This window comes from Rhodohalobacter sp. SW132 (genome assembly GCF_003390325.1).
GTDB lineage: Bacteria > Bacteroidota > Rhodothermia > Balneolales > Balneolaceae > SW132.
In genome coordinates this window covers 129,162-154,392 of the sequence record NZ_QUOK01000011.1, presented here as the reverse complement: position 1 = coordinate 154,392, position 25,231 = coordinate 129,162, and the positions used below count along the sequence as shown (strand labels likewise).

The 25,231-nt window shown below is 44.9% G+C and carries 19 protein-coding genes; 5 read left to right on the top strand and 14 right to left on the bottom strand.

The features are described 5' to 3' along the window. Positions 1-139 precede the first annotated feature (139 nt). The 9 genes from DYD21_RS17720 to DYD21_RS17680 all read right to left on the bottom strand — a co-directional run bounded on the left by DYD21_RS17720 (position 140) and on the right by DYD21_RS17680 (position 12,474). On the bottom strand, positions 140-619 hold the full coding sequence (locus tag DYD21_RS17720; protein ID WP_116038338.1) for a hypothetical protein: 480 nt from the start codon (positions 617-619) through the stop codon (positions 140-142). Positions 620-835: 216 nt separating this feature from the next. Beyond that, the gene (locus DYD21_RS17715) at positions 836-1,975 is read right to left on the bottom strand and encodes a mechanosensitive ion channel family protein (RefSeq protein WP_116038337.1); all 1,140 of its coding nucleotides are present in this window, start codon (positions 1,973-1,975) and stop codon (positions 836-838) included. A gap of 99 nt (positions 1,976-2,074) precedes the next feature. Beyond that, positions 2,075-2,791, bottom strand: coding sequence for a polysaccharide deacetylase family protein (locus tag DYD21_RS17710; protein WP_116038336.1), 717 nt, complete (start codon positions 2,789-2,791; stop codon positions 2,075-2,077). 303 nt (positions 2,792-3,094) lie between these two features. Then, positions 3,095-5,809, bottom strand: a complete 2,715-nt coding sequence (locus tag DYD21_RS17705) for a UPF0182 family protein (protein ID WP_116038335.1) — start codon at positions 5,807-5,809, stop codon at positions 3,095-3,097. A gap of 160 nt (positions 5,810-5,969) precedes the next feature. Next, a complete protein-coding gene (locus DYD21_RS17700) occupies positions 5,970-8,174 on the bottom strand; it encodes a tetratricopeptide repeat-containing sensor histidine kinase (RefSeq protein WP_116038334.1) in 2,205 nt (734 codons plus the stop codon). A gap of 181 nt (positions 8,175-8,355) precedes the next feature. Continuing rightward, the gene (locus tag DYD21_RS17695; RefSeq protein WP_116038333.1) at positions 8,356-10,092 is read right to left on the bottom strand and encodes an ATP-dependent DNA ligase; all 1,737 of its coding nucleotides are present in this window, start codon (positions 10,090-10,092) and stop codon (positions 8,356-8,358) included. Further along, the gene (locus DYD21_RS17690) at positions 10,085-11,068 is read right to left on the bottom strand and encodes a hypothetical protein (protein ID WP_233505580.1); all 984 of its coding nucleotides are present in this window, start codon (positions 11,066-11,068) and stop codon (positions 10,085-10,087) included. Before DYD21_RS17690 ends, DYD21_RS17695 begins: the two co-directional genes overlap by 8 nt. A gap of 3 nt (positions 11,069-11,071) precedes the next feature. Continuing rightward, positions 11,072-11,506, bottom strand: coding sequence for a hypothetical protein (locus tag DYD21_RS17685; protein WP_116038331.1), 435 nt, complete (start codon positions 11,504-11,506; stop codon positions 11,072-11,074). A gap of 35 nt (positions 11,507-11,541) precedes the next feature. Beyond that, positions 11,542-12,474, bottom strand: a complete 933-nt coding sequence (locus DYD21_RS17680) for a hydrogen peroxide-inducible genes activator (RefSeq protein WP_116038330.1) — start codon at positions 12,472-12,474, stop codon at positions 11,542-11,544. 59 nt (positions 12,475-12,533) lie between these two features. On the opposite strand from DYD21_RS17680, the gene DYD21_RS17675 reads away from it, so the two are divergent. Beyond that, the gene (locus DYD21_RS17675; protein WP_116038329.1) at positions 12,534-12,818 is read left to right on the top strand and encodes an acylphosphatase; all 285 of its coding nucleotides are present in this window, start codon (positions 12,534-12,536) and stop codon (positions 12,816-12,818) included. 118 nt (positions 12,819-12,936) lie between these two features. After that, positions 12,937-13,767: an alpha/beta hydrolase gene (locus DYD21_RS17670; RefSeq protein ID WP_116038328.1), complete on the top strand. Its 831-nt coding sequence runs from the start codon at positions 12,937-12,939 to the stop codon at positions 13,765-13,767. A gap of 2 nt (positions 13,768-13,769) precedes the next feature. On the opposite strand, the gene DYD21_RS17665 is transcribed toward DYD21_RS17670, so the two are convergent. Beyond that, a complete protein-coding gene (locus DYD21_RS17665) occupies positions 13,770-14,447 on the bottom strand; it encodes a hypothetical protein (RefSeq protein ID WP_116038327.1) in 678 nt (225 codons plus the stop codon). A 59-nt stretch (positions 14,448-14,506) separates the two neighbouring features. Beyond that, on the bottom strand, positions 14,507-15,205 hold the full coding sequence (locus DYD21_RS17660; protein ID WP_116038326.1) for a hypothetical protein: 699 nt from the start codon (positions 15,203-15,205) through the stop codon (positions 14,507-14,509). 336 nt (positions 15,206-15,541) lie between these two features. Here DYD21_RS17660 and dnaE point away from each other — a divergent pair, with 336 nt between their 5' ends. The 3 genes from dnaE to DYD21_RS20920 all read left to right on the top strand — a co-directional run bounded on the left by dnaE (position 15,542) and on the right by DYD21_RS20920 (position 21,640). Then, on the top strand, positions 15,542-19,756 hold the full coding sequence (gene dnaE, locus DYD21_RS17655; protein ID WP_116038325.1) for a DNA polymerase III subunit alpha: 4,215 nt from the start codon (positions 15,542-15,544) through the stop codon (positions 19,754-19,756). 155 nt (positions 19,757-19,911) lie between these two features. Continuing rightward, the gene (locus DYD21_RS17650; RefSeq protein ID WP_116038324.1) at positions 19,912-21,228 is read left to right on the top strand and encodes a Gfo/Idh/MocA family oxidoreductase; all 1,317 of its coding nucleotides are present in this window, start codon (positions 19,912-19,914) and stop codon (positions 21,226-21,228) included. 214 nt (positions 21,229-21,442) lie between these two features. After that, a complete protein-coding gene (locus DYD21_RS20920; RefSeq protein WP_147303637.1) occupies positions 21,443-21,640 on the top strand; it encodes a hypothetical protein in 198 nt (65 codons plus the stop codon). A 475-nt stretch (positions 21,641-22,115) separates the two neighbouring features. Here DYD21_RS20920 and DYD21_RS17645 read toward each other — a convergent pair whose 3' ends face one another. The 3 genes from DYD21_RS17645 to DYD21_RS17635 are packed head-to-tail and all read right to left on the bottom strand — an operon-like array spanning position 22,116 to position 24,912. Next, positions 22,116-23,414: a TRAP transporter large permease gene (locus DYD21_RS17645; protein ID WP_116038323.1), complete on the bottom strand. Its 1,299-nt coding sequence runs from the start codon at positions 23,412-23,414 to the stop codon at positions 22,116-22,118. A 10-nt stretch (positions 23,415-23,424) separates the two neighbouring features. Then, entirely contained in the window at positions 23,425-23,946 is a 522-nt protein-coding gene (locus DYD21_RS17640; protein ID WP_199535592.1) for a TRAP transporter small permease, read from the bottom strand. A gap of 24 nt (positions 23,947-23,970) precedes the next feature. After that, positions 23,971-24,912, bottom strand: a complete 942-nt coding sequence (locus DYD21_RS17635; RefSeq protein WP_199535591.1) for a TRAP transporter substrate-binding protein — start codon at positions 24,910-24,912, stop codon at positions 23,971-23,973. Positions 24,913-25,231: the final 319 nt, after the last annotated feature.

The following is a 25,231-nucleotide window of genomic DNA, read 5'->3' as shown; positions in this document are numbered from 1 at the left end:
AAAATCAGGAAGAGTTAAGAGAAGAGTTGCGCCATGTATACTTACTGTATGTGCCCGGGAATCATTAGATTTATTATAATGGCGAGTTCTCAGAAGTTGGTGCGATTTACCTATCACAACAAGTACGCGAAAAGCAGCATCAAATACCAGAGTCATAATTTTTGCACTGGCAAAATTCGCCCGGAAACGGACATTCATCCGGGTTGTAGGTGCAAAATTCAATATGAGAGTGACCCTCCCCGGTGTACACCATCTCTGCATTCCAATTATCACGAAGAAGGTTGTACCGGATGTGGTCGGGCAGATGTTTCGGGAAATCAGGATAAAAATGATAGGCTTTCAGCAGTTTTATCATTTCGTCAAGGAGAAAAGCAGCCTGAGCGTCATTCAGTTTTTTAAGCGGTGGAAACGATTGAGGATTGATTCCGGTGATTTTACTGATTGGACGCGCTGTACCATGCAGATATCGCTCAACTCCGGCAAACATTTTAATTTCATCGGGGAGGCTATGAGATTCAAAATCGGATGCCTCATCCGGATCCGGCAGATTTTGCGCTGATTGCCTCATTTGTTTGGCAAGGCGAACGACGTGGTTATCTAACTCTTTATGGGAATTCATGGCTCTCCTTCAATTAAAACCCTTTCATCACCGCTTTTTTAATCAGGATACTGTATTTATTTCTGAGTGACAGAAGTGCTGTTTTGGATTATATTATCATCGATTTGCTCTGAAGGAGATATATAAAGAAAAATTTATTAATGCAAAAAAATAAAATTGATAAAAAATTTAACTGAAATGATACATTCCCTGATATCTTATTCAGAAGGTTTCTGCTTATTTTTTTTCGTTCTCAGACTCAGTTTTCCCGTGATTATTGACTCCAACATTGAGAGGGCGTTTTTTATCTCCGGCGAGATGTATGGTCTGTGTTGGAAATGCGAAATCGATCCCTTCCTCATTGAAACGGCTGAAAATTTGGGAATTTACCATTTCTGTAAAATCCATGTATGCCCAAAAATCAGGGGGGTGAAACCAGTAGAAAATTTTCAAATTCAGTGAATCGCTGTTCATATTATCGAAATAGACGCGTGGAGGCAGCTCGGGGTCCATTCCCTCGTGATCGTTCAGGATGTCTTTGACGATCTCAACCGCTTTTTCTACTTTTTCTGGCGGAGTATCGTAGGTTATGTTTAGATCAAATACACGGCGAATAAATGGACGCTTTCCAATATTGTGGATGGTCATGTTTGCCAGATTACCGTTTGGTATAGTGAGTATATGTCCGTCAAGGGTTTTAATCCTTGTTGTACGAACCCCGACTTCTAAAACGGTTCCCAGTTTGTCTTCAAGGTTGATGAGCTCACCAACATTGAAAGGTTTATCGGCAAAAATCATGAGTGATCCGAAAAAATTCCGGATCGTATCTTGAGCAGCAAGACCGAGTGCGAGGCCTCCGATACCAATTCCGGCAAGAATACTGGTGATTGGCTGATCACTTAAAGACTGTGCTGCCTGTAACATAATGAGAATGACAACCGCAACCCGGATCGATTTACCCACAATCGGGATGAGCATGTCATCAATGTTTATTGACTCATCGGAAGAGAACCTCTTCAGCCATTGATCAATCACATCTACTTGCCGGTAGAAAAAGTGACCGATTGCCAGTATGATCAGCAGTTCCAATACCGTGTTGAGCAAACTTTCAAAGCCATCGGGTATATTTAGAAATGAGAATGCGATCGTGAGGCCAAACGAGAAAAACAGAAAGGTTACGGATATAGAGGCGGCACGGGCAGCAACTGCAGCAAGCTTTCGGTTTGAAGCTTCCAGTTTACTCTCAAGGCGCGTAAGCGTGAACTTTGAAATTTTTCCAAAGAAGAATGATAGGGCAAGAACTGTAATCAATACAATAATTCGCCATAGCTCATTACCGGCGAATACAATATCGGCTGAATTTGAAAGTAGGTCCATTTTAAGAAAAATGTTAGGGCTCTGGTGCGCTCAGAAAATAGGCAATAATCGAGAGGGTATTAAAACGGAATCATTAAATTTAATCTCGCAGATCCTGAATCAATCTGGCAGGACAAATCGGTATCCCCTGGAGCTAAGTTCTTCAAGTATAATCCGCAACGCTTTTGCACTCACTGCACGATCATGCAGAAGGATGATGTTCCCTTCTTTCATCGATTTTAGTGTGCGATCTGCAATTTCTTTAGCATCGCGGCTGAGTGTATCCTCACGATCGGGATATTGCCAGTCGTAACTATTTACAGACCATCCTACATTTTGAAGGCCGGTTTGTTCAAGAACTGAAAAAGAGTCAGGTGTATGTACTCCGTATGGAGCACGGAAAAATCCGGATTGGTAATTCAGTTCCGATTCAAGCCAGTTATTCAGACTCGTAATTTCATATTCAACCTCCTCGGAAGATATTTCGGTAAAACGGGCGTGACTCCAGGAGTGATTGCCAACTTTGTGTCCACGGTCTAAAATCTGGCGGACTACCCAGGGGAGAGGTTCAGCCAGGTATCCATTAATAAAGAAGAGCGCTTTTGCGTTGAACTCATCGAGCAGATCCAAAAAAACCGGGGTTGTATATGCTTTGGGACCATCATCGATGGTTATTAAAGCAATCTTTTCGGCAGAGTTGGAGCTGGAAGACTTAATTTTCCAGGAAGTACTGTCAATATAATATCCTGATTTACGGTCTGTTGTATCCACTTCAGATAGTTCGATCGGGGATGCGGTGGTCATACCGATAATTATGAATGTGATGAAGTAAATCATATCCCGAAATATTTTTCAGGAAATATGATAAAATTAAGTCATAAACCAAACTCAAACCGACTTTGCTAAAGTTGATTTTAAAAAGGGCTCCATTCAATTTAATAGAAAGCGAACGGAGTGAAAAGGGGGATGACTACCATAATCCACTAAATTCTAAAATTGATTCATAAGCACAAAAGTTTATCCCCCATTGCCCGTTCAAAAGTACCAGGAAAAGAATTATAAATTTGGATTATGTTAGTGCCATTACCTTCTCAGGGGGACACTCCTTGAAGAATTCAATATTGATAAAAAGTTATGAATTTAGCCATCAATTAAACTATCCATTTCTGAGAGAATTTCGCCATAGCGTGTCCAGTCGCCTTCTTCAAGTGCTGTGCGCATATCCTGCCAGAGTTCACGCAGCCGGTTCATCTCTTCAGATTCAAGATCCTGACGAAGCGCAATCTCCTCTTGTGTAAGCTCAGCATCAGCAATGGTTTGAACAAGCGGTGGCGCCTGAATACCGGCGATATCACCAAAAAGTTCGAGCATGGCACCTTCAATTGTAGGCTGCATGGCAATATTATCCCCAATGGCTACAATCACCCGCTGAAGCTGAGGGATATCCACTCCATCAGCTAATAGAAACACAGGTTCAACATAAAGGAAAGAGTTTTCGATGGGTATCACCATCAGGTTACCCCGAATTACGCTTGACCCACGCTGATCCCAAAGTGCGATCTGACGGGAAATTTCCGGATCCTGGTCAATCCGTGCTTCGATTTGTGCCGGCCCATAAATCAGCCTGTCTTTCGGGAGTTTATAAACGATAAGCTGTCCGTATTCTGCGGGATCTGATTTGGCAGCCAGCCAGGAGATCATATTGTCACGATTTTCGGGCGTGAGGGGACTGATGAGCATAAATTCGAGCTCTTCCTCTTCCGGAAGGCGTGCGAGAACATAGTAGGGTTCCATCAGAATTTGTCGTCCGCCGTACTTCTCATTTGGCCGTGTCCAGAGATCTTCCTGGTTATAGAAAACCTGCGGCCGGGTCATGTGATACCGGTTAAAGGTTTCCATCTGAATTTCAAACAAGTCCTGAGGATAACGAAAGTGTGCGTTCATACCCTCGGGGACCTCAGATACAGGTTTAAACAGGTCTGGGAATATAGATGAATAGACCTGAAGGATCGGGTCATTTTCATCAACCATGTAATAGTCCACACTACCTTCATAGGCATCAACCACAATTTTCACGGAATTTCGGATATAGTTAATACCGCGTTTGGTCGTGGAGTACGGAAAATGATTGGATGTTGTATAGGCATCCTGGATCCAGTACAGTTTACCGTTATTTTTTACGAGATACGGATCGTTATCGAGTTGAAGAAACGGGGTGATTCTCTGGATACGTTCCTGAACACTTCTCCAAATCTGCAGGCGGCTTTCATTATGGATGTAATCCGAGAGAAGAATATTTACATCACCCAGTTCCCAGGAAAAGAGCAGTTTTCTGAAAAAATTTGTGAATTGAATTCCACCCTGACCGGAATAGTGTGTATAAACATTTTCATCGCCTGCGGGATAATGAAGTTCTTCCACATTTGTATTTACAATGTAGTACCCGGTACTGTTTTCACCGTAATAGATGGCCGGGTTATCAATTCTGAGATCCGGGCTGGTGTACACAGGAGGAAGATCACGTATAACAAGCCTTGGTTCTCCCTGGCGGGTGGTTTCGGTGACCGGGCTCATGGCGAGTCCGTAGCCGTGAGTGTATTGCATACGCCGGTTCACCCAGGTATCAGACTGGCTTGGCAGCGTTCGGGCAATTTCCCGGGCGGAGAGCATCATCTGGGTAGTCTGTCCATCTACAGTGTATCGGTCGTTATCGACGGAGTAGAATTCATAGTATGAACGGATCTCCTGAAGCTGTTTGTAAGTTTGGATGAGCAGCCGGGGATCCCAAAGCCGGATGTTGTCGATGGCATCCTGGTTATTACGGATATCGGCTAAGGTGAGAGTATCATCAGCCTGGTACTCAATTTCGCGTACGTTATCGAGCCCGAATGCGAGCCTTGTCATTTGAATATTGTTCTCAAGGTAAGGCGTTTCAAGTTCCAGCTCATTGGGATTCACACTAAAATTCTGAATAACGCCGGGCATTACAATTTTACCACCTGCAAAAACAAGGACTCCGAGGATAGCCATGCCGGGCAGAGCTTTGCCAAAATTCATCCATCGGCTGGCGAGGACCATGAGTGCCAGAATGAGCGTGACCGCAAAAAGAATCCATATGGCTGGAAGTTCAACCATTACGTCGGTATAACCAGCGCCAAATACAATGCCGTCGGAGCGGTACAAAAGGTTAAATCGGTCGAGATAAAACCCCCAGGCGAGAAACAGTAACCAGAGACCACCATTTAACTTGAGGTGATTCAAAACCGGTTTTGATGCCGTAAAACCCTGGCCCGGCTGCATGCCAAGCAGTCCTGAAAACAGATAGATAACAGCCAGGATTGCTGTGGTCAGAAAGGTGAGGATAAGCATTGACGTCTGAATAAGTTCCCAGAAGGGGAGCTGAAACATGTAAAACCCAATATCCCGTCCAAAAAGAGGATCAGTTTCACCAAATGGCACATTCCACACAAACTGCAGGGATTCATCCCATCGGATATAAAACCCAAAGGCGAACATTGCGGTAATGACAAGTGCGGCAATCGTAAAAAACTGTTTGATTCGTTTTTGCTGATTCGGGCTGTGAATGTCAAAATCGACTCCCTGAAGGGGTGTTCCCGAAAAGCTTACCTGTTTAAGCTGATCCGCGAGATATCTGAAATTTGGGACCAGGTAGCTGCCCACAATCAAAAAAGCAGCGACAATAAGAATAATCTGGGTGGTTTTGAGTGTCCAGAAAATTTGGGAATACCCAAGTTCAGATAACCATAAAACTTCTAAAATCCAGCTTGAAGATATGGAGAGCAGGATTATTGGGATTAAAATCAGCAGAATAATTCGTAGTAGCCTGGAAGACATATAAATGCTTTTTTTGTGTATGCTTTTGAGCAGGGAAGATACAAAAAAAGTGCATGAGAGCAGAGTCAGTCCGCAGGTTTAATCGGATAGAGATGGAGAAACCCGGAGCAGAGGAAAATCAGGTGGATTGAGTTGACGGTAAATCACGAACCAGGAAGTGTCAGGCGTTTACCAGTTCCTCAGAATTCATTTTGGCAGCTATGGTGAAATGAAAAGTTGTGCCGCCATCCTTTTCGGTTTCAAACCATATTTCACCACCATGTTTTTCAACATACTCTTTACAGAGATTCAGACCAAGGCCGGTCCCTTTTTCCCGGTTTGTTCCCTGGCTGGTGAAATATTCATCCGTAAAGATTTTTGCGCGGTTTTCTTCGGCTATTCCCGTACCGCTGTCGCTAACGGATACTCTGTATGTGTTGTCGTCTCTTTTTTCAGATAAGATGCGAATTTCAGTATCGTTGTAACTAAATTTTATAGCGTTGGCAATCAGGTTTCGCAGCACGAGCTTCATCAAATCGTAATCAGCATAGATATTTGAATTTTCGGGGACATCAACATTCAGCGTAATATTTTTGTTTTCAGCCTGCAGTTTAAACTGATCCAAAACAGATTCCACACAAAGTTTTAGGTCAAAAACACGCTTATCAAGATTAATTCCATTCATTTGAGACTTAGCCCATCCCAGGAGATTATCCATCATACTGGAATTTTCCAGCATATTTTTTTCGAGATTGGACGTTAGTTTATGAGTTTCTTCTTCCGACAGATCATGCTCTCGCAGAAGGTAAAGAAGACTTTGAAGTGAACTTAATGGTGCGCGCAGATCGTGGGCAATGATTGCAAACAGTTTTGTTTTGATGTTGTTCAGCCGTTCCAGCTCTTCCTTCTGTTTCTGAACGGTTCTGTTTAACTGCTTAAGGCTTTCGTTGGTTTCGATGAGCTTAAGATTCGCAGTTTTACGTTTACGGTTGACCCTGATGAGTACAGCCCCGGCAATCAACAGGAATGTGATACCAACCAATGCGGTTACAATAATCCAGCGTTGCTGCTCGAGTTCTGCCTGTTGCTGCTCTTGCTGTGCCTGGATAATCTGCTTTTCCTGTTCAGCCTGGCGCAGATTGAATTTGGTTTCGTATTGTGCCGTAATCCTGTCTTTTTCAGTTGATCGAATCTCTTCGTTCAGTTCATTATGGCGTTCGAGCCATTCCAGCGCCTGCGAATTATTGCCAGATTGTTTATAAACCTGGTAGATATTATTGTAGGCAGAAAGTTTATGGGACTGGTTATCAAACTGATCTGAGAGTTCCAGGGTTTCGAGATACCATTCTATTGCTCTTTCATAATTTCCGCGGGTTTTCTCAAGATCGCCAAGGCCGCTGGTACTGTAATAAAGTCCAAGCTGAAGATTTATTTTTTGGCTGGATTCCAGGGCATTTTCAAAATGTTCACGTGCGGTGGAATATTCGCTTTTTGCAGCAAATAATCTTCCAAGGTTATACAAAACCTGGATTTTACCCGGTTCATTTCCGCTGGACTGATGATAATTTAAGGCTGTTTGATAAGACTCTTCTGCTTCATCGAAGCGCTCAAGGTCCAGGTACAAGTTGCCAAGATTAAGGTGCACACGAACCAGGTTTGAAATAATCTGATGTTCTTCACTTACATCGAGTGAGCGTTTGAGATAAAATTCTGATTGCTCAGCATTTTCCATTTCCGAAAATCTTTGGCCAAGGTTGTTGGTGATAAGTGCTATAAACTCGTAATTCTCCATTTCTTCGGACCGATCAAGAGCTTCCAGGTAGTATTGCAGCGCTTCGTTATTCTCGCCCAGCAGAGCATACGCTGTTGCCAGGTTCATCATCACCCCAACCGTGTATTGATCACTCCGAAGCGAATCGGCAATAGAGAGTACCTGTTCATAAAGATCAATTGCTATAATACTGCGACCGGATTTTGCATAGCCATTGGCGAGACTATTGAGTGCCTGCTTTTGTTCATAATCTGAATCGGCAATTTCGAGGGCAAACTCAGAATAGTAAAGAGTGGAGTCGATCATATTCCGATCGAGGAACTGGCTTGCCATTTGAAGCGCTACACGAAACTCTCCCTCCCTGTAACCTATCTTTCGGGCCATTCTCAGACCTTTATGTGACCATTCATGGGCATCAGTAAGTCTGTTTTTCATCAGGAGGTCCTCAATAAATGCCTCCAGGGAATCTATTGTAGCTCTCTCCTCAACAGAATAGTCAAAATTGATTTCCGGTTGATCAACAGGGGATAGCTGCCCGTATAGAATTATGGGCGCTGAGGTTAGACACAGTGCAAGGAAAAGTCCTTTAAGTAGTGACTTTTGTAGGGAATCCATGATATTGTCAAATGGGGGTATATAACGATCTGATTTATCGACGGCAGATGAAGAAACTTAAATTTTGGTGAGCTGATTTTTCTAAAAAAATGAAACCTAACGTATATGAAATATTATTACTGTTCAAACATACAATATTAGAATTTAAAATTGAATGATTACTTTATAGATACATAATTTTTTACGTATTGTAATCCATTGTGCTACAAGCGATAAAAAAGCTTGGAGTTTTATCTTGAGCTTTACGTGATGTTTCAATTTTACTTTGATATACCGCTTCTACATCTTTCAATGTATCGGCATCATCTGGTCCCAGATCCCATCGTATCGCTTTAAATCGGGGGAAACGAAGTGTATAACCGGCTTTTGTGCGCTTATTTACCTGGATATCGTCAAATTCAATTTCGATAACCAGTTTTGGTAACAGGCCCAAAGTCGGCCCATATTTTTCCACGGTAATTTTTTTGATTTCCCGGTTTAACTTTTTGAGTTCCTCATCCGTGTACCCGCCATACGCTTTTCCTATCGGGATAAACTCCTCTTCGTACCGTTCATCTTCCCTGACCGAGATTCCCAGGGTGAAATCGGAATAGGTACCGCCCCGTTTTCCGCTGCCGGCATGAGCATACATCATGACGGTATCGAACGATCCGCCCGGCTTTTTTACTTTCAGCCACGTTTTACGGCGCTGCCCATATTCGTATTTGCTCTCTTTTTTCTTGAGCATCAACCCTTCATTTCCGTGTTCAAGGGCGCGGTTGAACAGTGTTTCAAGATGATCAAAATCACGAACTTCAAACTGACGAACGACCGGCACATCAGACTTTTCGGACAATTTCAGCAGCTTTTCCCGGCGTGATTCCAGTCGATCATCAAACGCAGGTTGTTCGTTCAGATAAAGCAGGTCATAAGCGATGAACAGTACAGGGTGTTTTTCCAGGATTTTTTTTCCCGGCTTTTTCAATCCCATTCTCTTCTGAAGCAGTTGAAACGGCTGAATGGTGTTATCTTTAAATACACAGATTTCCCCGTCGAGAACTACAGGGGAGAGGTTTTTATCTCGATATGCGGAAACAATATCGGGAAAGGACTGCGTGATATCGTTTAGGTCTCGAGAAAAAAGCTTGATTTGATCGCCCTCTGCATGAAGCTGGCAGCGCATTCCGTCGAATTTCTCCTCGCAGATGTATTCATCAAGCTGATCAACCGCCCGGCTCTCAATGGGTGAAGCCAGCATAAATGAGAGCGGATGAAACAGTTTAAAGGTTGCATCGGCCAATGAATTCCGTTTGGCCAGAAGAGCTGTTTTTCCAATTGATCCTGTAATCATGTGTGCATATCGAACTTCTTCAGGATCTTGTTCAAATGCTTTTGCGATGGCTGATACAAGTGATTTGGTTTCAAATCCAATCCGAAGAGAGCCTTGTCCGAGCATTCGAATGAAATATTTAATTTCAGTGGCCGACATTTTTTGCCATGCAGAAATAAGAATTTCCTGTTTTTCGGCTCGGCCAGAAACGGAATAGAGTTTTTCGAAAAGTTCTTCTACAGCGTGTAGCGACAGTTGTGCCGGGTTTCGTTTACTGCGTGCGGCCGGTGTGGCGTACATCAGTTTTGCGATGGTTTCGGAGCTGCTTCCGGTTGCGGTCCGGCACGGTTTAAACACATGATCGTAATCAATTTCACAAAAATCAGCGGCTGCCAGTCCGGATGTGCGGCTGCCGACAGAAGCCCGCTTTCCGCTGATGCTTTCAAATGCACCCTCACCGATAAACCTGCATGCTAAATTCAGTTCATCATCAGTCAGTCCGGAAAGATACCGGGCACAGATAGCTATTTTCCGGTTGCTTCCACGCGTTTCTCGTATGGTCTGGATGACGTTACAAAGCTCATCAAACGAAGTTTTTTGTTCAGTCATCGGCCTGCATCTCCGTATTTAAAAAGGCCGATGAAATATTTCGCTCATCCAGAAAATGTTTTACAACATCAGGATTTGGAGTGTGGGTGATGTAGACTTTTTTTGGATCCATCCGTTCACAAAAATCGATCAGTTCATAAAAATCGAGGTGATCGGAGATGGGGATGAGCTTATCCACTGTAAGCTGGGTGCGGCGTGATTCGAGCGACGCCCAACCGCTGCAGTAGGCGATGCGTTTCTTCTTAACATTGGAGGCAAATCCACCGGACAGGGCGGATGAGGGGCAAACCAGGATTTTTCCTTCGCAAGTTTCCCGCTCATACGCCATAAAATTTCCAAGATCGATGTTCTCTTCAACATACACGGAACATAAATTGAAACCGGCGCCGTGAATCATAGCGGGGTGATTCAGCGGGGCAAGCAGATGCATGATCTCCTGCGCTTTCCCCAAATTATATGCCAGGAATACGGGCGTATAACCTTCAGCGAGTGTGTCCTTAGCAAATGAGCGGATCTCTTCAGCTAGTTCATCCGTGGTTTTCCATCGATAAATTGGCAGGCCGAAAGTAGCTTCGGTAATCAGGAAGTCGGCACGGGGAGGGGCATTAAATCCTTCAGTGGCGGGTGACGGTGGTGTCCGATAATCCCCGGTGTAGAGAAGGGAGCCAGAATCTGATTCAATAAAAATCATAGCCGATCCGAGAATATGGCCGGCGGGGTAGAGTGTTACTGTAAATCGATCGGTTTCAAATGGAGTGTTAAACTTCAGTTCTGTGGATGAACCCCTGAAACCACGGAGATGCATCAGTTTTAATGTGGGCTGGGAAGCGTAGGTGTGGGCCGACCGGTTTTTGTGCATGTGATCGGCATGGGCGTGTGTCACAAACGTGAAATCAGCATCGGGATGGGTCCCGTCCATTGCCACTCCAAGTTCAGGAAGGTAGATTCCCTGGTATCCCGCTTTCAGTAATCGCATCAGTTATCTTGTGTTCGATATCAAAATATAACACAGCATGAAAAGTACAACACCGATGGATATCATATTGATTCCGGCAAACCGAATTTTTTTGTGCAGCTCTCCGCCAACCGCCAGGATCTGGCTGGAAACAACCTTCCATTGAACAAGCATTTGCCCCACAGTAAAGATGATGATGAGGCACCAGATTGAAAAAATGAGTTCAATCCATGAAAATGGAAAAAAACTCAGGATGAGACCGGGAATCGTGAACAGAAGCAGGTATTTGAGAACTGATCTGAAAGCTCGCGGAGGTTTTTCGGTGTTTTCAGCAACATCTCTAAGGTAACCTGCCATTGCGTGCTGTTTTGCGATGAGATAGACACCGTACCCGATCAAAATTGTACCGAGTACAACATAATAAGCCGTAAACCACTGAGCTGAAAAGGAACTGAGCATAAACTATTCTGACGTAGTTGAGATGTTTGATGCGATTATTCAATCACCATTTGTTGATCGGCATTCAGCAGCTTTTCGGGCAGAGAGCGAATAATGGATTCTCTGAACTCTTTTAAAATATTCTCTTTGAGGTGTTTACGGCCATAGGCCAGCCGGACTTTCCTGCAGGGAACGGGTTCGCTGAATTCCTTAATAATCGCCTCGGAACTGTTGTGATCGGAATATTTAGTTGCAGTCCAGGGCAGAAGGGTCATTCCGTAATTCTGTTCAACAAGCTTTTTCAGGGTTTCGAGATTACCGCTTCGAAATTCAATCTCAGAACCTCTCTTTCGGGTTGCTTCCTTGCAGATTTTTACGGTTTGATCCCTGAAACAGTGCCCTTCATTCAACAGCCAGATATTTGTCTGTTCCAGATCATCCACAGATAACAACTCTTTTTCAACCAGCGGGTGACTTTTGGAAAGATATCCCGCAAATGGTTCCACGTATAAATCTTCCGTGTAGATATGCGCATTCTTTACCGGAGTAGCGATAATCCCGGCATCCAGTTCATCGCTTTCCAGTCCGTCCAGAATAGTGGCCGTCAGGGATTCCTCAAAAACCAATTCTACATCAGGATGAGCGGTTAAAAATGAGTGGAGGAATCGGGGCACCAGGTAGGGAGCGACCGTGGGAATCACGCCGACTCGAAAGGTTCCGCTGAGGGATTCTTCCTGAAATTGAACAATGTCCGATATTTTCCTGGCTTCATTCAAAACAATACGAGCCTGATCGAGTACTTTCTCACCAATTTCAGTGGGTACTACCGGGGATTTAGAACGGTCGAAAAGTATTACGCCAAGCTCATCTTCAAGTTTGTGAATCTGCATGCTCAGGGTAGGTTGAGTGACATAGCTTTTATCCGCTGCCGTAGCAAAATGGCGGTGTTTGTCAACCGCGACAATATACTTAAGTTGTGTTAGAGTCATGTGTACATTTAATTTAAGAATGCTCCGCAATAGAGCAAGATAAAAAAGTTTGAACGATTATGGGTAAAATTCAGAAACAGCTTTTGATTTCGGGCAGAGTTCAGGGCGTGGGTTTTCGTCATTTTACGAAGCAAAACGCACGTGGTCTGGGTGTAAACGGCTGGGTGAAAAATTTACGAAATGGCGATGTTGAGGCGGTTTTGGAAGGTGAAGAAGAGCAAGTGGATGAACTGGAAAATAGACTAAAATCGGGTCCGGTAGCTGCAAAAGTTAAATCTGTAGATGTAGTGAAAATTGAAAATGTGACCGAAGAATCATTTAAATACTTTTCCGTAAAGCGGTAAGCGTGCTAAAAGGCGAAAATTTCGGTTTGATAAACAGCAGAAGTGAATTCTGCTCCGCCATCGAATGTTGAATTTGATGAGGGTAAATTGAGTCATGCCATCATTCTAAAGTATTTCTATGAGCTTTAAAGTTGTAGTGAAACTTATTCTTTGGATCGGAGCCGGTTATCTTTTGCTGGTAGGAGCACTCATTATGTTTCAAAATCAAATAATATTTCACCCTTCGGGCCAAATGATCGATTCGCCGGACAGGCTCGGGTTGGAATGGAGTGAACATTATATTGAAACGCCTGATGGCGTAACCATCCACGGCTGGTTAATCGGGGATGCCAGTGAGCAGCCCGTAGTGATATATTCTCACGGGAATGCGGGTAATATCAGCGGAAGAATCGGGATTGCTGAAACGATTGTAAACCAGGGTGCGGCTGTATTTTTATATGATTATCGCGGATATGGCAACAGTGAGGGATCGCCTGATGAAGCCGGAATTTACACTGACGGCATTGCCGTAGTGAATTATCTGGAAGAAGAAGCAGGCATTCCGCCGGAGAGGATGATTTTTTACGGCCGATCTTTGGGCGGGGCAGTCGCAGCCCGGCAGGCGGCTGAGTTTGATGGCCGGGCCCTGGTGCTGGATTCATCATTCATCAATGGAAAAGAGATCGCTTCGGATGTCTACCCGTTTGTGCCGGGATTTTTAGTCCCGATCCAATTTCCCGTGGATGAAGATCTGCGCACCAGCCGTATTGATACGGTTTTGGTGATGCACGGAAGCAGTGACCGGATTGTAAATATCCGTCACGGGAAAAGACTTTATGAGATCGCTTCAGAAACTAAAAATGCCCGTTTTGTGGAACTGCAGGGAGGCCACAACGACAGCTTTAATACATCGCGTGATCTGTTTGCCGAGAGCTGGAGCTCGTTGATCCGTGATACGGATGATTCCTGATTTTAACTTCTGCGCGGGGCGAAAGGGCTACGTGGAATCATCTCTTTAATGGTCTGTAAAATAAGATTATCATACTCTTCATTGATTTGAGCAAGATTTACAACCTGTTCTGAATTCACTTTCCCCCATCCAACAGCATCCTGTATCTGGTTATCCCAAATTAAATATTTGGTCTCAAAATTTGCTTTGGTAACCGTTTCAGGTTCATGGCCGCCATATGAAAAACCAGGTGCCAAATCCTGAAATATATTGAAATTGTACCCATCTAAAAGTAAAACAAATCTTGGAGATACCCCATCACCATCATTGGTTAGCTTAGAGCCTTTTTCCGGTGCAAGGATATGAAGAGAGGTACCATTTTGATCAAAATGGCGTACTTGAAAGGTTAAATCCGGAAAATCTGAAAAATTCAAATGTTGGGTAACTTCCGCTGCAGTAGCCTCAGAAAAAAGTTCAAAAAGTCGTTCATTGAAAAGCGAAGTTTCTGCTGCACTCAGAGTTCCAAACGTATGATCGGGATTGGTTTCAGAGAAATCTGACTCTTCAATTTTAAAAATAGATACAGAATCATTTAAATTCTGATCTTCGTAATCCGGTGAAATGTATTGATTGGTAGTACCTGAACATGAAATTAATATAAGAGAAACGATCAGAAGTGGGTATAGCAGTAGCTTAGACATAAAAATAGTAAGGAATGGTTTGATTCTTGATGCGTGAGGTGTAATGCAACGTATGTTCTTTATAGCGAATTATAGTATTTGAATAGAGCAGCTACATCATCTGCATTATCGAGTTGAAGATTGTTGTTGTTTACAAATTGTTCAATTTCATCTGAATGATCAGGAAAAACGCGTAAAACTCGTCGTTCATTCAGACGCCTCAATCTTTCTGTATCTTCATTCCCAAACTTAACATAATAAGTTTCAGTAGTTGAGAACTCATTGGTGTTTGCTGACGCCCCATAATTTGCATTCGCCTGTCTGAGGGTGGCTGAATACTTGACCATAAATTTTGCATCTCCATCTGCGAGAATTTCAACAAAGTTATTCTCACTCAACCGCCGGGCATCAAACCCTTTTTGTAATGTAATGGTTTCATTCTGACCTGTGATTTCTATTTTATTGATAACCTCGGCATCCAGAACGAAGATGTTACCATTATTCTGAAACTGAACATTCTCTTCATGAATATTGAATCGAAGAGGGACATCGCTCACAGTTTTACCATTCATGAATGTTAAGGAGCCGGAAAGAAATTCATTGAACAGATATGGGGAACCATCAGCATCTATTTCTTTTTCAAACCTTTCCATATAGCCAGGGGAAAGGTCCTGAATCATTTGATACGTATTTATTTCTTGTCCAACCTGAGCAGAAATTTCATTTGAAGAAAGCTGCAGCATAAAAATGGAAAGAACGAGTATGGCTAAATTTCTCATGATGAATCAATTAAAAATTATTTTAAATATATCAATTCCAATCTAATTGATATTTGACGAAAAATAAATGAGGGTTTGTAAAACATTGTTTGTTCCTGATTAGATATTCAAGGTAAAGAATTATTGCTTTAAGTTGACAAAGTAAGAATCAGTCAAATATCCGTCTTTGAATGTCATCTGTACATTTCTATTAGTATTGAGGGAATTTTAGAAACGATTAAAATAAAAGAAACCTGATCCCGGAAATTCCTCCGATTTTAACCTGTGAATGGTTCAAATCTCGTTTATATTTGAAGCGTACGATATAGCAAAATCATCCATCAGTAATCTCCTTTTATGTACCTGATTTTTGACACCGAAACCACCGGCCTTCCCGATAACTACTCCGCACCGCTGACAGATTTCGACAACTGGCCGCGCTGTGTGCAGCTTGCCTGGCAGCTCCACGATCACACCGGTAAATTGGTCTCGGAGGGGGACTATATTGTTCAGCCCGATGGTTTTACAATTCCTTTTAACTCTGAAAAGGTACACGGAATCTCTACCGAACGGGCACGGGAGGAGGGCGTTCCGCTGGAAGAAGTGATGGATGCATTTAATCGGGATGTTGAGCGAACTACATTTGTGGTAGGCCACAACCTGGAGTTCGATCTCAATATTATGGGATCGGAATACCTGCGGATGGAGCGGGAGAATCCGCTTGACAAAAAAGTTCCGATTGATACCAAGGATGAATCAACTGAATTTTGTGCGATTCCGGGCGGACGCGGTCGCTACAAATGGCCTACGCTTGCCGAACTGCACGATAAACTGTTTGATGTGGGCTTCGAGGAGGCTCACAATGCTGCGGCTGATGTGGATGCCACCGCGCGTGCGTTTCTGGAGCTGGTTCAGCTGGGCGTTATCAAACCAAACCTGCCAAACGACCTGGAGCTGGATACCAAATCTCCCAGGGAGTGGATCAATCCGGCCCACTACATGCCAAAGGTGGAGGAGCTGCGGCGCAGAGGCGTGACCGGCGAGGCGGATGAGGACGATTCCGCAATTGATCTGCCGGCAGAGGCAGCCGACGGTGAAAAAATTACGGGTTCGTTCAGCCATCTGCATACCCACTCCAAATTTTCGGTTTTAGAAGCAGCGGCCGGTATTGATGACTTGATCGATAAAGCGAAAAAAGATGGGATGCCTGCCGTGGCGCTTACCGATCTCGGGAATATGTACGGCATTTTTAGTTTTGTGCAGAAGGCGCATTCGGCCGGTATCAAGCCGATTATCGGGTGTGAGTGCTATTTTGTGGAAGATCGCCATCAGAAAAAATTTACACGCGATAATCGCGACAAGCGGCATCAGCAGGTGTTTCTGGCCAAAAATCGTGAGGGATATCAAAACCTGGCGGAGATGTGCTCGCTCGGTTTTATTGAGGGGTACTATTACAAATTCCCGCGGATCGACCGGGAGCTGGTGAAAAAGTATCGGGAAGGATTGATCGCCACAACCGGAGGGTTGCAAGGCGAGATTCCCGACCTGATTCTGAATAAGGGAGAGGAGTTTGCCGAGGAAGCACTGCAGTGGTGGATCGACCTGTTTGGCGATGATCTCTACATCGAACTGATGCGCCACGGCCTGGAAGAGGAGGAGCGGGTGAACAGCGTGCTGCTCAAATTTGCGAAAAAGTACGATGTTAAAGTGATCGCCACAAACAACCTGTTCTATATGGAGCAGGAAGATGCGAAAGCACATGATGCGCTGCTCTGTATCGATAATGGCGAACTGATGAGCACACCGATTGGGCGAGGGCGCGGTTACCGCTTTGGGTTCCCGAACGACCAGTTTTATTTCAAAACGCAGGAGGAGATGAAAGCCCTCTTTGCCGATGTTCCGCAGGCGATCACCAATACGCAGGAGATTGTGGACAAGGTGGAACCGCTTGAACTGAAACGCGACGTGATTCTTCCCAACTTTACCCTGCCTGGTCCATTTGAGACGGAAGATGATTACCTGCGTCATCTTACCATTGAAGGTGCCAAAGAGCGGTACGATGAGCTGGATGGTGAGGTGATGGATCGGATCGATCACGAGCTGAATATCATCAAAACAATGGGCTTTGCCGGCTACTTTTTGATTGTACAGGATTTTATCGCCAAAGCGCGCGAGATGGAAGTGTATGTAGGTCCGGGGCGTGGTTCGGCGGCGGGATCGGTGGTGGCGTACTGCACGGGCATCACCAATATTGACCCGCTGAAATACGACCTGCTTTTTGAGCGGTTCCTGAACCCGGAACGTGTGTCGATGCCGGATATCGATATCGATTTTGATGATGACGGACGCCAGCGCGTGATCGATTACGTGGTGGATAAGTACGGAAAATCTCAGGTGGCACATATCATCACGTTCGGTTCGATGGCGGCGCGGTCATCGGTCCGTGATGTGGCACGTGTACTGGATCTGCCGCTGCCGGATGCCGACCGGATCGCCAAGTTGATCCCGGATACGATCGGTATCTCGCTGGAAGATGCGATCAAGGAGGTTCGCGATCTTCAAGAGATTAAAAAGAAAGATGATCTCGAAGGACAGACCCTGAAGATGGCGGAGACGCTGGAGGGATCGGTCCGGAATACAGGAATCCACGCGGCTGGGGTGATCATCGCGCCGGATAAACTGACCAACTACATCCCGATCGCTACAGCAAAAGATGCCGATCTGTATGTGACGCAATTCGACGGAAAATATATTGAAGATGCCGGGATGCTGAAGATGGATTTCCTCGGCCTCAAGACGCTTTCGATTTTGAAAACGGCGATCCAGCAGGTGAAGGATAATCACGGTGTTGAGTACAACCTGGACGATATCCCGCTGGATGATGAACAGACGTTTGAGTTTTTCAAAAAAGGACTCACCGTGGGCGTGTTTCAGTTTGAATCAGAAGGGATGCGGAAGCACCTCAAGGATCTGAAACCGGAGTCGATAAATGACCTGATCGCCATGAACGCGCTTTATCGTCCCGGTCCGATGCAGTTTATACCCGACTATATCAAGCGGAAACATGGTGAGGAAACGGTGGAATATCCGCACGATGATCTGAAGGGAATCCTGAAACCGACACACGGAATTATGGTCTACCAGGAGCAGATCATGATGGTAGCGCAGAAAATGGGCGGCTACTCGCTCGGGGAAGCGGATGTTCTGCGGCGGATCATGGGTAAGAAAAAAGCTGATCTGCTGCCGCCGGAAGAGAAGAAGTTTATGAACCAGGCGCAGGATCTGGGCTACAGCAAGGAAGTGGCAAAAGATGTATTCGACAAGATGGCCCTTTTTGCCGGTTATGGATTTAACAAATCGCACTCCGCAGCCTACTCGGTAGTAGCATACCAGACGATGTACTTTAAGGCCAATTACACGGCCGAATATATGGCTGCGGTGCTGAGCCACAATATGAACGACATCAAAAAAGTGTCGTTCTTCATTGAGGAGTGCCAGCGGGTTGATATCCCGGTGGACCCGCCCAATATCAATACTGCGGAAGGTAAATTTGTGGTGCGTGACGGACGCGTGCAGTACGGAATGTCGGCCATAAAAGGTGTGGGATCTAATGCTATCGAACAGATCGCCGAAGAGCGTAAAAAAGAGGGCGAATTCCGTTCTATTTTCGATTTCGCCTCGCGGATCGACACCCGGGTTTGCAACCGGCGCACGATTGAAAGTCTGGTGCAGGCCGGCGCCTTTGATACACTGCATGATAACCGCGCCCAGCTCCTGGCAAGTGTGGAGGATATCATCAGCTACGCCTCCCGCAAACAGGAGGAGAAACGATTGAATCAGGCGAGTCTCTTCGGAGGAGACAGTGGTGCCGGATCAGGATTTGATGAACCAAAATTGCGCGACTGCCCGAAGTGGACCAATATCGAACGGCTGAACCGCGAACGGGAACTGATCGGTTTCTATCTGAGCGGCCATCCGCTGGATCGATACCGTGAAGATATCCGGCTGTTTGCATCACATACGCTTGCAGAGGAGAAAATCGGTCAGATGAGCGACCGCGAACAGATTAAGATTGTTGGGATTATTACAGGCGTGAAGCAGATCAGCGACAAAAAAGGGCGCCCGATGGCATTTGTTCAGATCGAGGATCTGCAAGGCGCGATGGAAGTGCTTGTATTTAGTGATGTGTTCGACCGTCACCAGGGACTGCTGACACCGGATACCATTGTACTGCTCGACGGTACGCTGAGTCTTCGCGGCGGGCAGCCCAAAATCATGGCCAATACGCTGGAGCGGGTTCAGAACCTGCGCGAAAAATTTCAGAACCAACTGATGCTTAAACTCCGGCTCGAAACCTCTTTGCTCACCAAAGATGACCTCAACGAGATGGCCACGCTGATGAGTATACACAAAGGCGAAACTCCGGTTACCCTTCGTGTGCTAAGCAAACACGCAAAAGGCCCGCTGAATATGAGCGTCAGGAAATTTGTGGTAGAACCCAACAACGAACTACTGAACGGTTTGCGGAATATTGTAGGTAAAGAGTCTGTACAGTTGACGAGAACGAGTTAGAGGCAACCCTCCAAGGGTTTCAAACCCTTGGAGGTTTTTCAATCGAGTACTAATAATATTAAACATAGAGCCAAGCATTTGTATTTATAAATGTTATTAAATAATGTTAGCTTAACCAGTAAAGCAATGCAAATCTGAACATGATCACGAGGTCTATGGATCGACGAAAGTTTATCAAAACATCCGCACTTACAACAGCAGCAATCGGGCTTACCGGGCCGCTAACTTTTTCGAAAGGCATCTATTCGCCCAACGATAAAATTGTTGTTGCTATGATGGGAGGGCGTGGAAGGGCCGGTTATTTGTCGGAGGTATTTGCCGGTGCAGAGGGTGTGGAAGTGAAATCAATTTTTGATGTGGATGAACGTCCGCTTGAAGAACGGGCAGAAGAAGTGGAAGTGATTCAGGGAAGGAAACCGGAAACCGGGACCGATTTTCGGAGGGCTTTGGACGATCCCGATATTGATGCCCTGGTGATTGCGGCTCCCGATCATTGGCATACTGCCGCTACAATTCTGGCTCTTCAGGCGGGAAAACATGTGTATGTGGAAAAGCCGGCGAGTCATAATCCTGCAGAATCTGATTTGATAGTTCAGGCTCAGAAGAGATATAACAAAGTTGTACAGATGGGGAACCAGCAGAGATCAGCCCCGGAATCAATAGAAGTGATAAATGAAATCCGGGAAGGTTTAATTGGTGATGTCTACTATGCAAAATGCTTTTATGCAAATGCCAGGGGGCCTATCGGTACCGGCAGTATAGCTGATGTACCCGATTGGCTGGATTATGAATTATGGCAGGGCCCGGCCCCGAGAACACCGTACCGGGATAATATTATCCACTACAACTGGCACTGGTTCTGGAAATGGGGAACGGGTGAATTATTAAACAACGGAACACATGAATATGATATTTGCCGCTGGGCTCTTGGTGTGGATCTGCCGAAGAAAATTTCATCCAACGGTGGCCGCTATCATTTTGATGATGACTGGGAATTTTACGACGTGCAAAACGTAATGTTTGAATTTCCTGAAGGAAAATCGATCAACTGGGAAGGTCGCAGCAGCAACGGATATCAATTCTGGGACAAAGGCAGGGGATCAGTCATTCACGGAACGAAAGGTACTGTGATGATAGACAGAAGCGGGTATACAGCGTATAATCTTGACAATGAGGAGATAAAAAAGAACATACGCGATGATGAAACAGATCAGCTGGATACAGTAGGCGGCGGCGGTTTGACAGATATTCATGTTCATAATTTTGCCGAGGCTATCAGAAGGGGAACAGAGCTAAATTCACCTATTGAAGAGGGACAAAAAAGTGTTAAAGCACTCCATTTAGGAAATATATCTCAGGAAATCGGCCGTTCACTGGATATCAATCCGCGCACGGGCAGAATAATTGGTGATTCTGAAGCGATGAGCATGTGGAGACGCGATTATGAGCGGGGTTGGGAACCGAGGATTTAACCAGCCTATGATCTGAGTTCGATTTAAAAATGTCAAAAACAGTCCAAAAAGGGCGTCATCTCGCACTCGATGCGTGATCTCCCGTCCTTAACAAGGCAGGAGATGCCGGATCGGAGTCCGGCATGACATAATTGTTGACGAATTAAATTAACTAACTTCCTTTATGGACTGTTTTTATTGATATACGAAAAATTTAAGAATCGAACTCAGGTCTATGCTAAAAAATGGAACTACGAACCGGGAGATGTCTCGGCTGCGCACCGGAAAAGCACCGGTGCTGCGCTCAACAAGACAAAAGGCGCTGGGTTCTAACCGGCGTATCAGTATCCCAAACATACAGTGTATCGCCATACGCCGATTGGCAGGAGTTTTATCCTCACGGCGCAGGGCTGTTTCCTGGTTCAACCATTGAGTTGCGAGTCGCGCTATTGCGCGAAAGACTAAGAGAGCCGCTCTTTCGCGGCCAACGCACGGAGAGATCTCCTTTCGTTGGGTTTGAACCCGTTTATACGTTGTTCGAGATGGAACTACGAACCGGGAGATGTCTCGGCTACGCACCGGAAAAGCACCGGTGCTGCGCTCGACAAGACAAAATAGCACTGGGTTCTAACCGGCGTATCAGTATCCCAAACATGCAGTGTTTCGCCATACGCCGTTTGCATGATTCCCATCCTCATGGCGCTGCCGTGTTCCTGGTTCAACCACTGAGTTGCGAGTCGCGCTATTGCCCCAAAAGACTAAGAGAGCCGCTCTTTCGCGGTGAACGCACGGAGAGATCTCTTTTTGCTGGGCTTGAGCCCATTTAAACGTTGTTCAGGATGAATCGATGAACATGGAGATGTCTCAGTTTCGGCCCGAGAAGCCAGGGCCTGAATTGTTAGTTCTGCTTACATCAAATCAAATAATCGTGGAAGTGCAAGGCTCAAATCTTCCCAAAAGGTTACCAGTATCAGTGTGAGCAGCATCGCGACAAAAAGTGGAAGCAACGGCTTTATAACTTTTTCAATGGTGGTTCCCGCCACACTCACACCCACAAAGAGCAGTGTTCCAACAGGTGGTGTACAGATTCCGATACAGAGATTCATAATCATTATGATGCCGAAGTGAACCGGATCAATTCCGAGTTCAACCACCACAGGAAGAAAGATCGGTGTGAAGATGAGCACAGCTGGCGTGATATCCATAAACATTCCCACAAAAAGCAGGATCAGGTTTATAATCAGAAGGATCACAATTTTATTATCACTCAGCGCCAGAAGTGTTTCACTGATGGATTGAGGCAGATGCCCAAACGACATCACCCAACTCATGCTAATTGAAGTAGCGATGAGAATCATGACAATAGAGGTGGTTTGAACGGAGCCCATCAAAACAGAAGGCAAATCTTTAAATCGGATCTCTTTATAGAAAAAGGCAAGTCCCAGTGTGTATACAACTGCAATAGCTGCTGCTTCGGTGGCGGTAAAGATTCCGATTACGATGCCCCCGATTACAATAACTAAAAGAAGTAAACTGGGTAGCGCTTTCAGGAACGATTTGATAAGAGGCTTTAACGCGGTTCTTTCTCCTACCGGAAAGTTTTTTCGCATCGCCCAAACTGCTGCCACTCCCATCAGAATCAGACCGGTGAGGATGCCCGGTATGTATCCTGCAATAAAAAGGGCCGCAATAGATGTTCCGCCGCTGGCAAGTGAATAAACAATCAGGATATTGGAAGGCGGAATGATCAATCCCATAGTGGATGAAGATATATTAATTGCCGCACCAAACTCTTTTGTATAGCCCTCTTTTTCCATGCGGGGTCCCAGGATGCTGCCAATAGCTGATGCTGCAGCCACGGATGATCCCGCGATGGCCCCAAAAAGCATTGCTGCTACTACATTTATATGGGCCAGACCACCGGGAAGGGCGCCTACTATATTTTTGGCAAAATTAATGAGACGTGTTGCGATTCCACCCTTATTCATTAACTGACCGGCAAGTATAAAAAATGGAATTGCCAGCAGTGTAAAGCTGTCCAGGCTGGTCATTACCTGCTGAGCCATTGTCATGAATGCAGTCAGTGACTCTAATGAAAATAATATCGTTAGCAGGCTCGCAATACCGAGCGTCCACGCGACGGGGACACCGATAGCAAGCAGAATCAGAAAGCTTAATACGAGTACTAGTATCTCAATTAATCCCATAGGGCTCTGTTTAAATTGATCCTGTGAAGTCTTCCTGTTCAAACTGATGATCCCCGCTGACCTGTTCCGCATCAGAACGGAGAAGATCAGCAATATCTGCTATTTTATAGAAGATGATCAGTAACCCGCTTATCGGGCCGATTGCGTAGATAAATGCCATAGGAATCTGCAAAGTCGGAGTAAGCTGCAGATAAGTATAGGTGTAATAAACCAGCATCCCCCCGCCAATCACAAAAACAAGAAGAACAAATGTGATGACAATCAGATGTATCAGAATATTTAGTTTTTTTCTGTTGGGAGGGCTGAGTCTTGAGGGTAAAACATTAATCGCTATATGCAGATTCTTTCCTGAATAATATGCAGCACCCAAAAGGCTGACCCAGATGAGGAGGAAACGGGCAAGTTCGTCTGTGACAGTACTTGGTGCATTTAGGATATAGCGGGAAAATACCTGCCATACTACAACGATAACCAGCGAACTCATTAAAAAAACAAGCAGACTTCTTGTGATTGTATCAATCAGTTTTCGCACAATTATTTGATTTAACAGTTAATGTTATTGAACCTGCTGAATACGTTCAATCCATCGATAGAGTTCAGGGTCACGTTCCCTCACATTGTCATAAATGTGTTGTACTCTTTCCCGAAAAGGTTCTTTGTCTGGGTGGATGACTTCAACTCCTGCTTCCTGGACAATACGCAGTGACTCTTCTTCTGATTCTTTCCACAACTCACGTTGAAAGTCGACGGATTCATTCACTGCCTCCATAAGCCACGTCCGTTCCTGGTCAGTGAGAGTATCCCAGACTTTCGTACCGATGACAAGTACATCGGGTACGGCTGTATGCTCATTGAGGATATAGTAGTCGGTTACTTCGTAGTGCCGGGATGTATAAAAACTTGGAGGATTATTTTCCGCTCCATCAACAATACCTCCCTGGAAAGCCGTATAAAGTTCGCCATAAGCAAGCGGGGTAGCTGATCCGCCATAGGCGCGGATTAAGTTTATGGCCATTACACTTGGTTGTACTCTTATTTTCATCCCGGCTAAATCCGCGGGGGTGTTTATGGGCCGGCCCACAGAATAGAAACTTCTCATTCCGGCATCATAATATGCTATCCCTCTTAATCGATATTTTTCTCCTTCTAACAGCATATCACGGCCAACATCGCCCCATAATACATTGGCATAATGTTCTTCATCGCGAAAAAGATAGGGAAGACTCATGGCCTGCATGGCGGGAACTATATTTTCCAAAACTGCGCCGGAAATTTTAGTGATACCAATCGTTCCGATCTGTACAAGCTCGAGAAGCTCGCGTTCTCCACCGAGCTGACTTGTAGGGTAGATCTCAATTTTAAGCTGTCCCTCTGATTTTTCTTCAGTGAGTTCAGCCATACGGTCCATAGCTATTGTAACCGGATGAGTCAGGTGCATTGCGTGAGCAAGTATGATGGTTTTAGAACCATCATCTGACCTTGAACCTCCGCAGCTCATGAATATGAGTACAAGAAAAACTGCTGTAAGAAATAGCTTATTTAGTTTTATGAAACTGCAGACCATTGCTACTTAATATTTTGGATTCTTTTTAGAAGCTTTTCTAATAAAGGGTAAATTTTTGGAAATTAAAATTCAAAGTACTAAAAATAGTTTAACCGGTAAAGTATTCAGGCGGAAGTTCGTCGCTGTTGACGTCTTTATTGATGACTTTGCAAAACCGTTCTTCGGCACAAAGTAGTGTTATTAGCGGGTTAAAATCTTTGTATGTCTACTATTTTTTTCTAAGAAATCAAGGTTTCTGAAAAACTATAGATAT

Coding starts and splice junctions, on each gene's coding strand:
- DYD21_RS17720 (WP_116038338.1), bottom strand. CDS start 619: ATGAATTCCCATAAAGAGTTAGATAACCACGTCGTTCGCCTTGCCAAA.
- DYD21_RS17715 (WP_116038337.1), bottom strand. CDS start 1,975: ATGGACCTACTTTCAAATTCAGCCGATATTGTATTCGCCGGTAATGAG.
- DYD21_RS17710 (WP_116038336.1), bottom strand. CDS start 2,791: ATGATTTACTTCATCACATTCATAATTATCGGTATGACCACCGCATCC.
- DYD21_RS17705 (WP_116038335.1), bottom strand. CDS start 5,809: ATGTCTTCCAGGCTACTACGAATTATTCTGCTGATTTTAATCCCAATA.
- DYD21_RS17700 (WP_116038334.1), bottom strand. CDS start 8,174: ATGGATTCCCTACAAAAGTCACTACTTAAAGGACTTTTCCTTGCACTG.
- DYD21_RS17695 (WP_116038333.1), bottom strand. CDS start 10,092: ATGACTGAACAAAAAACTTCGTTTGATGAGCTTTGTAACGTCATCCAG.
- DYD21_RS17690 (WP_233505580.1), bottom strand. CDS start 11,068: ATGCGATTACTGAAAGCGGGATACCAGGGAATCTACCTTCCTGAACTT.
- DYD21_RS17685 (WP_116038331.1), bottom strand. CDS start 11,506: ATGCTCAGTTCCTTTTCAGCTCAGTGGTTTACGGCTTATTATGTTGTA.
- DYD21_RS17680 (WP_116038330.1), bottom strand. CDS start 12,474: ATGACTCTAACACAACTTAAGTATATTGTCGCGGTTGACAAACACCGC.
- DYD21_RS17675 (WP_116038329.1), top strand. CDS start 12,534: ATGGGTAAAATTCAGAAACAGCTTTTGATTTCGGGCAGAGTTCAGGGC.
- DYD21_RS17670 (WP_116038328.1), top strand. CDS start 12,937: ATGAGCTTTAAAGTTGTAGTGAAACTTATTCTTTGGATCGGAGCCGGT.
- DYD21_RS17665 (WP_116038327.1), bottom strand. CDS start 14,447: ATGTCTAAGCTACTGCTATACCCACTTCTGATCGTTTCTCTTATATTA.
- DYD21_RS17660 (WP_116038326.1), bottom strand. CDS start 15,205: ATGAGAAATTTAGCCATACTCGTTCTTTCCATTTTTATGCTGCAGCTT.
- dnaE (WP_116038325.1), top strand. CDS start 15,542: ATGTACCTGATTTTTGACACCGAAACCACCGGCCTTCCCGATAACTAC.
- DYD21_RS17650 (WP_116038324.1), top strand. CDS start 19,912: ATGGATCGACGAAAGTTTATCAAAACATCCGCACTTACAACAGCAGCA.
- DYD21_RS20920 (WP_147303637.1), top strand. CDS start 21,443: ATGCTAAAAAATGGAACTACGAACCGGGAGATGTCTCGGCTGCGCACC.
- DYD21_RS17645 (WP_116038323.1), bottom strand. CDS start 23,414: ATGGGATTAATTGAGATACTAGTACTCGTATTAAGCTTTCTGATTCTG.
- DYD21_RS17635 (WP_199535591.1), bottom strand. CDS start 24,912: ATGAGCTGCGGAGGTTCAAGGTCAGATGATGGTTCTAAAACCATCATA.